The 12,361-nt window shown below is 45.9% G+C and carries 9 protein-coding genes; 5 read left to right on the forward strand and 4 right to left on the reverse strand.

All coding sequences use genetic code 11. The features are described 5' to 3' along the window. Positions 1-7 precede the first annotated feature (7 nt). From K6V21_RS17165 to K6V21_RS17180, 4 genes are all read right to left on the reverse strand, one after another. Positions 8-2,341 (reverse strand): DUF5682 family protein, encoded by a 2,334-nt coding sequence (locus K6V21_RS17165; RefSeq protein ID WP_224319337.1) that lies wholly within the window; start codon positions 2,339-2,341, stop codon positions 8-10. A gap of 116 nt (positions 2,342-2,457) precedes the next feature. After that, complete coding sequence (locus K6V21_RS17170; RefSeq protein ID WP_217715567.1) at positions 2,458-3,537, reverse strand: ATP-binding protein; 1,080 nt, start codon at positions 3,535-3,537, stop codon at positions 2,458-2,460. Between the two features lie 12 nt (positions 3,538-3,549). Next, on the reverse strand, positions 3,550-5,028 hold the full coding sequence (locus K6V21_RS17175; RefSeq protein WP_224319338.1) for a DUF5691 domain-containing protein: 1,479 nt from the start codon (positions 5,026-5,028) through the stop codon (positions 3,550-3,552). Further along, on the reverse strand, positions 5,015-6,343 hold the full coding sequence (locus K6V21_RS17180) for an SWIM zinc finger domain-containing protein (RefSeq protein ID WP_224319339.1): 1,329 nt from the start codon (positions 6,341-6,343) through the stop codon (positions 5,015-5,017). Before K6V21_RS17180 ends, K6V21_RS17175 begins: the two co-directional genes overlap by 14 nt. 273 nt (positions 6,344-6,616) lie before the next feature. On the opposite strand from K6V21_RS17180, the gene K6V21_RS17185 reads away from it, so the two are divergent. The 5 genes from K6V21_RS17185 (at position 6,617) to K6V21_RS17205 (ending at position 12,336) form a co-directional block, all read left to right on the forward strand. After that, positions 6,617-7,252: a SagB/ThcOx family dehydrogenase gene (locus tag K6V21_RS17185; protein WP_224319340.1), complete on the forward strand. Its 636-nt coding sequence runs from the start codon at positions 6,617-6,619 to the stop codon at positions 7,250-7,252. 332 nt (positions 7,253-7,584) lie between these two features. After that, complete coding sequence (locus K6V21_RS17190; protein ID WP_217715563.1) at positions 7,585-8,169, forward strand: DUF3575 domain-containing protein; 585 nt, start codon at positions 7,585-7,587, stop codon at positions 8,167-8,169. Between the two features lie 6 nt (positions 8,170-8,175). Continuing rightward, positions 8,176-9,717 (forward strand): DUF3868 domain-containing protein, encoded by a 1,542-nt coding sequence (locus K6V21_RS17195; protein WP_224319341.1) that lies wholly within the window; start codon positions 8,176-8,178, stop codon positions 9,715-9,717. A gap of 60 nt (positions 9,718-9,777) precedes the next feature. Beyond that, entirely contained in the window at positions 9,778-11,364 is a 1,587-nt protein-coding gene (locus K6V21_RS17200; protein WP_224319342.1) for an Mfa1 family fimbria major subunit, read from the forward strand. Positions 11,365-11,367: 3 nt separating this feature from the next. Beyond that, positions 11,368-12,336, forward strand: a complete 969-nt coding sequence (locus tag K6V21_RS17205; RefSeq protein ID WP_025830674.1) for a FimB/Mfa2 family fimbrial subunit — start codon at positions 11,368-11,370, stop codon at positions 12,334-12,336. Positions 12,337-12,361 lie beyond the last annotated feature (25 nt).

Below are 12,361 nucleotides of genomic sequence, written 5' to 3' on the forward strand. Positions count from 1 at the left end.
TTACTCTTTACTTCGTTTCAATTCCTAATAATTGGCGGATCAGCGGGATTACTTTGGCTGCTTCCGCTTCATTGTGGGCGGAGACTGTGACCGTCTGCGTCTGTATACCGCCTGCATTGCTTGCTTTGGCTTTTTCGCCCAGTTTGCGGCGTTCCGGTGGGGTGAACTCGCTGAATGTGCGTTTCAATATGGGGAGCAGTTCCATGAAAGTCTCCTTATCCTGCCCGCATACCCAGTTGTTTACAAGATTCCAAAGATTGTCATCCAACAACAGGATAGCTCCGGAAGAACGGAGAAATCCTTCGAACCAATATGCCATGTCTGCCGGAGCGTTGCCGACGGAAGAATAGTAACTGAGGGTGTTCTGTGCCTCCTCCGGTGAGATGTCCCCTTTGTCGTTCAGCAGTCGTGTGGCATAGCCGGACAACAACGGATGCACATTGACGGAAGTGCGCACCTGGCGGATAAATTCAAGCCACATCGTGTTCAGTTCCGGATCGTTAAGGGTGGATACCGCATAGTCCGTAGACACCAGTTTGTTGAGAATATCCGCTGCCGCCTCTTCATCGATATTGATGCAGACAAGCACGCCTCCTGCAAGGATACGGGCAATCATGGCATGAAGCATATTACCTACTTTGGAGAAATCCAGATTGCGCACATTGCCATAACGGACAATGCTGACCAGATCGGGAACGGCTTCCATCATTTCGATAATATCTGTAGAGGCAGCCGAAAGACAGTCGAGTTGCATGGTCATGGCTTCCACTAAGTCCGGTAGATTGGCAGGGATTACCCGGTCAAGCAGCCGGGTGAGTTCCGGAATATGCCGTATCTCTCCGGTCTGTTTGAGCAGATACTTTTGGGTGGCTTCTTCCAGTGTATTTCCCCAGATGGCTTTCTCGATGATGCTGATAATCTGTTCCGGTTTGTGGTAAAGCGTCCATTTTTCCTTGAACGTACCTTTACCGTCGGAGCTGCCCGGGATGGCCCAATCTATTTCTAAAAGGTGCAGGCGGTGGAAGAAGATACTTCTTTCCAGATCGTTCGGTTTACGAAGGTCGAGCGTCAGTTCTTTGATTTCGGCGGTAAACGGAACGCGCAGCCGCTTTTGTGTCTTTTCCACATCTACCAGCAGGGGAACTTTGGGGACATTGTCCGGAACGCGCCCCAAACGGTCGCTGATGATAAGTTCCTCTTTGATGATTTGCAGAAGGATGTCGTCGCCAAAGCCCATGACGGTGGTGATGGCTTCGTTGAACTCTGCCAGCGAAGGAGCGGGGAGGTTACGCAAAGCAGCTGTCACCTGTGCCAGACGAACCGTTTCGATGACGTGGGCTACTGAAATATCCATATTCTTTTTGCGGAAAAGCGAGGCGGCCTGGCTGACCCAGAGAGTACCGTCATCTTCAGGATGATGCCAGAGATAATGATACCAGCCGGGAGACTTTATTCCCGCTCCATACCCGCTGCGGAAGGAGAGGCGGTCGTAGGTCCAGGGTATCCAGGTACATTCCACTTTTACTTTGGCAAGTCCTTTCAGCAGTTCATTGTCTTCTTTCACTTTGGGCATATTCTCAAGTGCAGGAACATGCCAGGCACCACAAACCACGGCGATACGCTCGAAGTTCTCTTTCTGTGCCGCACGTATCATTTTGCGCATCCAGGCTTCACGGAGCAGGTCGCGGGGAGAGGTATGTTGGGGGAGTTCTTCACGTAGTGCGGTGACCGCTTCTTGTACTGCCAGAAATACGTCGGCACTGTCTTTGCGGTGCTCGATGGTAGTTTCCCACCAACATTCGCCATCCGTATATCCGGCGGCTTCCGCCAGATAGTCGAAAGGGTCTCTGTATATATCGCCGGTTTCTTCTTCGGTTTCGGAGGCAGTTTCCTGTTTCTTTGCACTTATTTCCGCTTCTTGAATGCTTGTTTCCGTTTCAGCAATAACTTCCTGTGTCGTCTCTTGTCCTTCCGGTTCGTCCTGCGGCGTTTCTTCTTTTTCTTCTTCCGCGGTTTTCTGATTCAGCGCCATAGAATGTGTCAAGGGCAGATCGAAGAAACGCAACGGCACTTCATTGCGCATTGCATAGCATATCGTCTGCCACTCCGGAGAGAACTCGGCGAACGGATAGAACACGGCATTCTGCGGCTGGTCGGGCTGATAGGCAAGCAGGGCAACAGGCGGTTCCATTTGCTCGCTCAATGCACATGGAAGCAATGCCTCAGCTTCTGCCGGACCTTCCAGAAGGATAAGGTCAGGCTGTAGCTCCTGCAAGTATTCCAGTACATTCCGGCACGAACCGGGACCGTGGTGTCTTATTCCTAATAAATGAATGGACATTTTCTTAGTCTTTTAGTTCATTAAGATTTTATTTGATTAACAGATGATTTGACAAGAGTAACTTCATTCTCCTCCCAGAAGGAGGGGAATTGAGATACTCCTTTGAGACACTCTTATCAAATCATATCTCTTGAAGCCCGGTAAATATCTTTCCATCCATCGCGGTTCTTCACAACCGTCTCCATATACTCCTGCCATACCACTTTATCCTGTACGGGGTCTTTCACCACTGCACCCAGAATACCCGAAACAAGGTCTTCGGCATGTATCTGTCCGTCTCCAAAATACCCCGCCATAGCCAGGCCATTGTTCACCACGGAGATAGCCTCAGCCGTACTCAGCGTTCCGCTTGGACTTTTCAGTTTCGTCTTTCCGTCATTGCTAGCCCCTTGGCGAAGTTCGCGGAAGATGGTAACCACCCGACGGATTTCTTCAAGTGCCGGTTTCTCTGCCGGAAGCTGCATCACCTTTTCAAAGCTTTCCACGCGGCGGCGTACAATGTCTATCTCTTCGTCAATCGTATCCGGTAAAGGAAGAATAACGGTATTGAAACGCCGTTTCAAGGCGCTCGACAGATCATTGACTCCTTTGTCGCGGTTGTTTGCTGTTGCAATGATATTGAAACCGCGTATCGCTTGTACTTCTTTATTCAACTCCGGAACCGGAAGTGTTTTCTCCGAAAGAATCGTGATCAGAGTATCCTGCACGTCAGAGCCGATACGTGTCAACTCTTCGATACGTCCTATCTTACCTTCCTGCATAGCCTTCATAATTGGGGTTTGCACCAGTGCACCTTCACTGGGTCCTTCTGCCAGTAGTCGGGCATAGTTCCAACCGTAGCGGATGGCTTCTTCTCCAGTTCCGGCAGTACCTTGCACTATCAGTGTGGAGTTGCCGGAAATGGCAGCGGCAATATGCTCGCTCACCCAGCTTTTCGCCGTACCGGGAAGTCCGTATAGCAGCAATGCGCGGTCTGTTACCAGAGTAGCGACTGCAATCTCCATCAGGCGGCGGTTGCCTATATATTTAGGTGAAACCTCGAATCCGTTCTTCAGTTTGCCCCCCATCAGGTAAGTAACTACGGACTGCGGAGACATCTCCCAGTTTTCGGGAACAGAGTTTGTTTCATTCTTTTTCAATTCGTGCAACTCTTCTGCGAATTGCTGTTCGGCATGTTGTCTAAGTAAGGTACTCATATTGTTTTTATATTATTTATTGTCATTGAACATGGTATTTATTTTCTCTTTCATTCTCATGTATTCAGCTATCGACCGACTGAATTTGGCTGCGAAGTGGTCCGCTTCATTTGCCAGTGTATATTTCTCCAGTTGGGGATATACTTCCCGGGGCAAGTAGAGCGCCAGACGTTCTGCGGTCTCTTTGGGAGGATAATAATAATCGCTTTGGAACAATCGCTGCAACACCCGTGCGGAGAACTTTGGTCCCCACTGTTTTCCGTCTTCATTATACCAGGAGTCGAGGGCACTGAGGTTCTTGTTTGGGGTCTGGAAGTCGATTTCTTCCCGTTGTTCCGGTGTCAGCAATCCTATCAACGAAGCAAAATAATGTTCACTCGCATCTTCTTTCAGCGTTTGGTAAGCCCATAAGTTATCATTGAAATTCACTATCGGCCGGCGCAGGTTGAAGTATTGACTGAACGGAGGCTTTTTGGCCAGTTTGGCGGCTGCCTTTTCCGGAGAACAGTCGTATAATTCCGCCCAAAAACTGAGGGGTACACGTTCCGCAAGCTGACGCAGAAGAAATTCGTCGTCCTTCTCCATTTTATTGGGGCTGACTTCTTCCAGTCCTAATTTCTTTAGTTCCGGAGTAAAAGCGATTTTCTCATACGACCAACCCAGCAGCATCTTATAACGGAGTTTCCCACGCAGCATCCCGCAGTATGTCTTTACCAGTTCGGAGTCGGGCAGGCTGCATAACAGCCGGCGGGCGGTTTCTTTTACATTACTACTCCGGTCAGTGGTGATAATTTCTTGCAGGAAAGGCTCATCCTTCTTGCTCAGTTTGATGCGAAGGCACTGTATCAGTTCGTCACGGTGGGCGGCGGACTCATTTTTCAATTCGGTTTGCAACAAGGCAAGTCCCTGTTCCGGGTTTTCTTTTCTCAGACGTTGCAACATTCGCTTCCGTTCTTCGTGCGAGGCAGTTTCCCAAGTCTCGTTTCCGGTGTCTCCCCAGTCGGGAAGTTCCATGTGCGGGAGTAGCCAGCGGCCACGTTTTCCCGCCAGCAAAGAGAGCAATGACTGCTCTTCGTGCTTGTCGGGATTGTTGCGGTCGTAGGCTCGGGAGATTAACGGGCGCAGGTAGAAAGGCAGAATCAGCTTGTTGCATCGCACCGCTTTCCGATAAGCATATAATAAGAGGTATCGGTTGCGCTCGTTCACCATCTGGACAAGCATTTCGCCGACGGTGCGGTCGAAGTAAGGCAGGCTGTCTTCCGGAGCCTCACTGATGGGAGTGGTTTCTTCGGCGGACTGCGGTTCTGTTCCGGCACGCTGATAGGCGAAGGTTAACGCTGCTATCTGATAGAAAGCGGCTTCCGCATCTTCGGCTTTTTCTTGTAGGAGGTGGAAGTTCTCTTCCAGTGCTTCCGGGAAGCCGGACGGGGTGAATTCTTTGGTTGCAGTTCCCAGTAATGCTGCATTTATGATTGGCTCAGTTATGTTCATCTCTCCAAATATAACAGTTAGATTGATACCACATCGTGTTCAGTTCCCAGCAATTGGCATCCGCCAGCAGGAAAGCGGCAAAAGGCTTTCCGCCTGTGACGGCAAGGATGTCTGTTTTCGTTGTTTCCTGCATCTGCACAGGCATGCGTTCGTTGTTCACGTCCTGTATGTACAGTTGCTTTCCTTGTGCGGACAGCCTGATGTTCTCTACCAATATAGGGACGTTTTCGGCAAACGGATTGACTTGCAGCGTCTCCCTGTATCGGCTTGCAGCTTCCTGCAGGTTACTGCAAAAATGCGGAACGTATGTCTCACCGGATAATTCGCACTCCTTGAACAGTGCACGCAGATTGCCTACTCCTTTGTAGAAACAGAGTTTGGCGTGATAGATGCTTCCGGGCATAAGGTTGTATTCGGGCAATGAACCGGGAGCCGTGAAGCTGAAGTAAACGGCGAAACGGTTGCTTTGCTGGCCGTGCAGCCAGTAAATATCATTGTTCAGCTCATTCACCTTTTGGCTCTTTTTGTGGAGTACTATCCATTGGTCCTCAATGACTTCTCCTGCCAGCACATCTTCTTTGGCCTGCGGGTAGCCTATCTGGGTACGGATTTCATTCTGCCAGTCTTCCGGTTGCTGTTCCAGATTTTTATAAGCTTTCATCAACAGATAAAGCTTTCCGAGTTGGTCGGTCAGTTTGTACTTCCAGGTTTCATCGTAGAAGTTGATTTCCTGAATGCTTCTCAACCGGTTGGCAAGTCCGGGAGCCTGTGCATCGACCATGCGGCGGGCAATACCGTCAAAAAGAGTATAAGCCCGTTCCGGTGTGTTGATTAACCCGTTGCGCAACAAGTCCTTTATCCAGATTTCCAGTTCGTCTATACCATTCAGCACTTTGGTATGGCGCATGGCTTGCCGTTTGGCTTGCGCCGCTTCGTCTACGGGAGCATCGCTTTTAGCTTTCTGCTCTTTCTTTTCCGCTTTCTCTTCCCGTTTGGAAAGCCAGGCGGTCACCCAGTCCGGTTCGTCCGCTTCTTTGAATAAATCAGTTTGCGCGGCATACAAAAATAAAAGTCCCAATCCGTGTTTACATGGAAACTTCCGGCTTGGGCACGAACACTTGAATGCAACATTTTTTGTATCGACTACGGTCTGGTATGGAGTCTTTCCACTTCCCTGGCAGTGTCCCCAGATGGCACGGTCGCTGTGTTCCAGCAATACCCATTTGGTTTTTGTCGCCAAGCCTTTTCCCGCTTTCACGGAAGCTGCATCCGGGGCTAATTGTATGATTTGTTCTTCTGTTAGATTTAATAACATAATAATCTTAGTCAGCTATTAGTGTGTTTTTAGATTGCAAGTATAATGCTTTTTTTCTGTTTTTCAGATTTTTCGAGGAGAAGAGTTTTCTGTTTTACCGGAAATCATCTGATCCGGATTCTTAAAGCCGGGAAAGATTCTGTAACTTTGCGGCAACAGGTATCACATACCTGCGAGTAATATATAAAACCGACTTGTATGGATTTTGAAACTTGCATAACCTCTCATTCTTTTTTCGTATATTTGCCTCATAACTTTTAAAATACCACAGTTATGAGAAAAGTACAACTATTGTTAGTTTGTTTAGTGCTTTCAGTGGCTGCTTCTGCTGCTGATAAGGTAATTAAGTTGCCAAAACCCAATTTGAACCGTGCCGGTGCGGTAATGAAAGCATTGTCCGAACGTCAGTCTACACGCGAATATGCTTCGAAAACATTGAGTCTTGCTGACTTGTCGGATTTGTTATGGGCTGCTAACGGAATCAACCGTCCGGAGTCCGGAAAGCGGACCGCTCCGTCGGCTTTGAATAAGCAGGATGTAGATGTGTATGTGGTACTGCCCGAAGGAAGCTATTTGTACGATGCCCAAAGCCACCAGTTAACTCTGGTTTCTGAAGGAGATCATCGCGATGCTGTTGCCGGTGGTCAGACTTTTGTAAAAACGGCTCCGGTATCTTTGGTACTGGTCAGTGATGTTTCCCGTTTTGGTGATGCTCAGAAAATACAAAATCAGTTGGTTGGAGCTATGGATGCAGGCATCGTCTCGCAGAATATCTCTTTATTCTGTGCTAATGCCGAGTTGGCTACAGTGCCGCGTGGTTCGATGGATGCCACTCAGCTAAAGAAAGTCTTAAAACTGAAAGACGTTCAGATTCCTATGCTGAATCATCCTGTGGGCTACTTTAAATAATGAAATGAATAAAAGAGATGAGGAGCAGAATCAATACAAAAATTGATTCTGCTCCTCATCTCTTTTATTATAAAGTAGAACATTTACTGAATGCCTTTTCCGGAAGAAGAACTCCCTAATAAACTTTTACTATACTCCCTTTCTTCTCTTTCTCAATTTCCATTCAAAAAGGAGAGATAATACTTAGAATATCAACAAGCCCTCAACGAAACTTCAGAATCTGTGTGCAATTTCAGAAGTTTTTGTTTTAATACATATTTATTTCATAATTTCGCCATGTTTTATAATAAGATTAAGATGCTGGCAATCCGAATCACGCATACATCTATTTAATGAGAAAGCAATATATAATAATTATTCTGTTATTGTTCAGTGGTATATCAAAGTGCACTGCACAAAAAGTAGCAATAAAGACAAATCTATTCTATGGCCTGTATACCCGTACACCTAACCTTGGGGTAGAGTGGGGGCTTTCGCCACGCGGCACGCTGGAATTGGGAGGTGGATATAACTGGTTCACTCCCAATCAAACCACTTCTCATCAGAAGCTGGTACACTGGTTGTCGGTAGCGGAGTATCGTTACTGGACATGTGAGAGATTCAACGGACATTTCTGGGGAATACATGTTTTGGGAACTCAATATAATATTGCCGGGCACAAATTACCTCTTCTGTTTGGCAGCGATTCCAAACAGTTCCGATATGAAGGTTGGGGAGCGGGAGGTGGTATATCTTATGGATATCACTTCTTTCTTGGTAATCACTGGAGCTTGGAAGCCAGTATTGGGATAGGGTATGTGCGTTTACATTACGACAAATTCAAATGTGAGACTTGCGGAGAGAAAATAAAAACAGAAAACCGCAACTATTTCGGTCCGACAAAAGCGGCTATATCACTTGTATACCTTATTAAATAACACTCAATGAACAGATTTTTAATATATTGGATTTTGACCATACTACAGGTAATTCCTGTGTCCGGGGAGACTTTTCCAGAAAAGAAATGGTATATAGGAAATATACAATCAACCCCTCTTGAGCTGACTCAACAAGGAGACTCCTTACACATACGCATACTTTATGGTTTTGATGGAGTGAAGGTCAGTTCTAATCATTCCATACAATTGATTCCGGTCTTAAAAGGATCCGATATGCAAATGGAACTGCCGGAAATCTCAATAAAAGGGCGCAACAACTATCATACATCAAGGAGGAAACTCGCCCTGATGGATGAGATGGAACTTGAGCTTTACCGGTCCGAAGCTCCGTTTCAGATTTTGAAAGGATTTGGAAGTGACGGAAAGCGGCAAGTAGAATACTCCGTATCCATTCCGTTTGAAACGTGGATGGAAGATGCGCGCCTGGACATCCACGAGGAAGTGATGGGCTGCTGTAAACCCGGCAAGTTGATATCCGCTTCTCCGCTTTTCAGCATGGTTGCAATGGAAAAACTCCCGGTTACGGAGACGTACCAGGCTATTCCGCATATCAGTTATGTCCAGCCTGAAGTTGAACCTGTCAAGCGCCGTGAGGTATCGTGTGAAGCATTCCTGGACTTTGTTGTGTCGAAGACCGATATAAAAGCGGATTATATGAATAATCCGGTTGAGCTGAAAAAGATATCTGATATGATTGAAGAGGTAAAGGGAGATTCAAGTATAATAGTCCGTGGAATATCCGTGATAGGCTATGCTTCCCCCGAAGGCTCCTTCATCTTTAACAGACAGCTTTCCGAGGGGCGTGCAAAGGCGCTTGTCCACTATCTTCTGCCTCGTTTCTCTTTTCCTGAAGAAATGTATAATGTGGAATATGGAGGTGAGAACTGGGACGGTTTGCGCAAAATGGTTGCAGAGTCCGATATGCCTGAAAAGGAGGGCATTCTTGACATTATAGACCATGTACCCGCAGCGATAAACTATAAGACCAATACCAGTCGCAAAAAGTCATTGATGCTGTACAAGCTGGGTAACCCTTACAGGTATATGCTCCGTGAATTTTATCCGCATCTGCGGAAAGCCGTTTGTAAGCTGAATTATGATGTTCAGAACTTTGATGTGGAACAGGCAAAAGAGATGTTGCGCAGCCGTCCGCAAAATCTGAGTCTGAATGAAATGTATCTGGTTGCGCTTACTTATGATAACGGGTCGCCGGAATTTATAGAGTTGTTTGAAACGGCGGTACGGATATTCCCCAATGATAAAACCGCTAACCTGAATGCAGCTTCGGCCGCACTTTCACGCGGTGACCCTATTCTTGCTGAGAAATATCTGCAGAAGGCTGATACCACTGTTCCTGAATATAAAAATGCTATGGGGGTACTTTTCCTCTTAAAAGGAGATTATGAACAGGCAAAGGCATACTTGAACAGAGCAGCAGGATCAGGATTGGAGCAAGCACATCTCAATCTTAATGAGTTAGTTAAGAAAGAAGAGAATGCCCGGTTGATAGGCAAACAGAACAATTGATTTTTTATATACCGTGATTGACAATAATCATTTTATTAACTATTATAAAACATAAACAAAATGAAAACAAGGAGTTTTCTGTTATCAGCATTGGCGGCATTAATGCTTGCAGGCTGTAGTGAGGATGCCCGTGAAGATGAGATTCCGGGTAATGTTTTGGTCGGGAAGGCATATCTGTCACTTTCGTTGCAAAGTCGGACGAGTACGCTTACAAGGGTAGATAATGTAAAAACGGAGGATGGTTCTGCTGAAGAAAGCGCGGTGGAAACCGTTACGGTTCTGTTGTTTGACGAGGATGAAATGTGTCTTGATGTAGTAAACGTTCCTTCTGGAGAAATAACTGTAGGGAATAGTGGTGGAAGTACGCCTACTACTGCTACAGCCAGTAAGGCTCAATTGGTTCCGGAGAAAACCAAGAAAGTATTTGTGGTTCTCAATTCTGCCAAATGGACTTTTACAAAAGAAGCTGTAGTAGGAAAAGCATGGTCTACAATCAATACTGCTATTGAGGCGGTAATTGGTGATGTTGCTACTAATAGTAAGTTTGTGATGGCGAGTGCGGGTACGAAGGCTAATGGGGCATTGACACCGGTAACTGTGCATAAACCGGCAACGTATACTGCGAGTGATGTGGCAGCTGCAAAAAAAGCAGCAGAAGATGCTCCGGCTACCATCAATGTAGACCGGTTGAGTGCAAAAGTGCAAGTCTCGCAGGCTTCTGGTTTTACAAAGCCTACAGGTTCAAATTTCACTTTCAACGGTTGGGAATTAAGTGTAACTAACAAGAGTGTGAGATTATATAGTGACCTTGTTACTTATGATAATGCTACCCCTGGAGCTGTTTATCGTCGGGATAAGAACTATTTGGAGAGCGAACAACCTGATGTTAGTGATAATAATACTAAGGAAGCGAATATGGACGCAGTTTTCAATTATCTAAAAAATATTAAGAATGTAAGTGAGAATATGCCTGCCGTAGCGCAAATTGACAACGCAAGTCTATATTGTCTTGAAAACACCATGGAGGCTAAAGCGCAACAACTGGGCTTTACGACTAAGGTGGTAGTAAAAGCCCAGTATACTCCTGACGGTATAACTAAAGACGCAAATTATTTCTCTTGGAAAGGAGCCTATTATACACTGGAACAACTTAAAGCTGAATATCTGAAACATAGTGACGGCACGGGATTGAAAGTAGACCTACCCATATTCTTGATAAAAGCCGGGGTTATGTCACAAGCGGAATTCGATGAAGGTCAAGACAAAAGGAATGAAATTGTCGCCAATCTTTCAGAAGGTGCTGCAGCTAATCAATTAAATGCAAAAACCGGTATCATCGGACGTTTCTGTGCCGTACGCTACTATCACGAATCTGTCTGTTATTACGACGTCTTGATCCGTCACGACCAGAATATTACAACTAAGATGGCTTTAGGCAGATACGGTGTGGTACGCAACAACTGGTATAATATTGAACTCAATAGTGTGAGCGGTCCCGGAACCCCGTGGATTCCCGATCCGTCTGACCCTGATCCTACCAATCCCACTCCTCCGGATACTGATGATGATGAAGCGGACGCTTATCTCTCTGTAAAAATCACTATCAATCCATGGACTTATTGGTCACAGGGTGTTGATTTGCATTGATAAATGGGAATCGAAACACACATAAAGAAATACATGATAATCCTTGCCGTCAGCTTGATGGCAGGGATTACCGGTTGTGATGTCCTTCATGACGACCTCAGTCAGTGTGACCTTTTTCTTAGATTCCGTTATGACTACAATATGGCAAATGAAGACTGGTTTACCGAACAAGTGGAAGAGGTGAAAATCTTTGTGTTCGATGCAAAAGGGAGATACCTTCAGACATTAACCGAAAATGGTGATGCGCTGAAAAGACCGGACTACCGCATGCCGGTACCATATCGTATGAAAGGCTGTACGGCAATTGTTTGGGCCGGAAAGACAGATAAATTCTATTCGCTTCCTGTAATGACCGCAGGTGATCCGGTTGATAAATTGACTCTGAAGTATGAGCCTGAAAATAATATAAGCAGCAACCATCTTGATGCGCTATGGCATAGCGGTCCTTTGCAAATGTTTTCTCCGGAGGGCATCAGTAATACGGAAACTGTCAGTTTATTGCGTAATACCAACGATATTACGTTAAGTATTACACGTGGAGATGGCTTGACTGACATGTCAAAATATGACATCAAACTTGTTGGTGCAAATGGTTCCTACGACCATAAAAATAATTTTGGAGATATAAACAAGGATATTATTTACTATCCCTGTTCAGAAGAAAATGATGCTAAGACACCTTTCAAGGCACAACTGCATACTCTCAGATTTGTGAAGGGCAGCAATATGTCTTTTTCCATAACAGAAAAGTCATCCGGGAAATCAATTGATATAGGAGGTCAGGCGGTCATTAACCTTATTGACTATCTGCTGAAGAGCAAACCGGATACGATGAGCGAGCAGGAATACCTTGACCGCAGGTATCAATGGGATATTAATATCCGTATTGGTGATGAGGAAGAAAATGGTTACATCGCATTGTGCATAACCATTAATAACTGGATCTACTGGTTTCAACCAACAGATATATAAGCCATTTCTGAAATGAAACTTCGGC

The organism is Bacteroides cellulosilyticus (assembly GCF_020091405.1).
Taxonomy (GTDB): Bacteria; Bacteroidota; Bacteroidia; order Bacteroidales; family Bacteroidaceae; genus Bacteroides.

Coding starts and splice junctions, on each gene's coding strand:
- K6V21_RS17195 (WP_224319341.1), top strand. CDS start 8,176: ATGAACAGATTTTTAATATATTGGATTTTGACCATACTACAGGTAATT.
- K6V21_RS17180 (WP_224319339.1), bottom strand. CDS start 6,343: ATGTTATTAAATCTAACAGAAGAACAAATCATACAATTAGCCCCGGAT.
- K6V21_RS17190 (WP_217715563.1), top strand. CDS start 7,585: ATGAGAAAGCAATATATAATAATTATTCTGTTATTGTTCAGTGGTATA.
- K6V21_RS17170 (WP_217715567.1), bottom strand. CDS start 3,537: ATGAGTACCTTACTTAGACAACATGCCGAACAGCAATTCGCAGAAGAG.
- K6V21_RS17205 (WP_025830674.1), top strand. CDS start 11,368: ATGGGAATCGAAACACACATAAAGAAATACATGATAATCCTTGCCGTC.
- K6V21_RS17175 (WP_224319338.1), bottom strand. CDS start 5,028: ATGAACATAACTGAGCCAATCATAAATGCAGCATTACTGGGAACTGCA.
- K6V21_RS17185 (WP_224319340.1), top strand. CDS start 6,617: ATGAGAAAAGTACAACTATTGTTAGTTTGTTTAGTGCTTTCAGTGGCT.
- K6V21_RS17200 (WP_224319342.1), top strand. CDS start 9,778: ATGAAAACAAGGAGTTTTCTGTTATCAGCATTGGCGGCATTAATGCTT.
- K6V21_RS17165 (WP_224319337.1), bottom strand. CDS start 2,341: ATGTCCATTCATTTATTAGGAATAAGACACCACGGTCCCGGTTCGTGC.